Origin of the sequence: Trujillonella humicola, from assembly GCF_046233715.1 — a bacterium.
Lineage (GTDB): Bacteria > Actinomycetota > Actinomycetes > Mycobacteriales > Geodermatophilaceae > Trujillonella > Trujillonella humicola.
This window is the reverse complement of the sequence record NZ_JBJNRJ010000152.1, coordinates 1-606: the sequence shown is the minus strand read 5'-3', so window position 1 is coordinate 606 and position 606 is coordinate 1. Positions and strand designations below refer to the sequence as shown.

Here is a 606-nt window from a genome sequence, read left to right as displayed (position 1 = left end):
ATCCTCCCCGTCTGGGATCCCGTCGAGCTGGTCAAGGAGGTCGAGCGGGTCGCGGCCAAGGGCGTCAAGGCCGTCACCATGCCCGAGCTGCCGCACATCCAGGGCCTGCCCAGCTACCACGACCTGGAGTACTGGGGGCCGTTCTTCCAGCGGATCTCCGAGCTCGAGGTCGTCATGTGCCTGCACATCGGCCAGGGCTTCGGCGCCATCCGGATGGCCCCCGACGCACCGATCGACAACATGATCATCCTGGCCACCCAGGTGTCCACGTTCGCCGCCCAGGACCTGCTGTGGGGCGGCGCGATGCGCAGGTACCCCGACCTGAAGATCGCCTGGTCGGAGGCCGGCATCGGCTGGATCCCGTTCTACCTGGACCGCTGCGACCGGCACTACACCAACCAGCGCTGGCTCGGGCACGACTTCGGCGGCAAGCTGCCCAGCGACATCTTCCGCGAGCACTCGCTGGCCTGCTACGTCACCGACCCGACCGCGCTGAAGGTCCGCCACGACATCGGCGTCGACATCATCGCCTGGGAGTGCGACTACCCGCACTCGGACTCCATCTGGCCCAACGCCCCGGAGTTCGTCAACGCCGAGATGCAGGGC

At 67.8% G+C, this 606-nt stretch carries 1 protein-coding gene; it reads left to right on the top strand.

Annotation, left to right across the window (positions count from 1 at the left end):
• Positions 1-606 (top strand): amidohydrolase family protein (locus ACK586_RS25510; protein ID WP_409333332.1); only part of this gene is annotated, 606 nt, incomplete at both ends.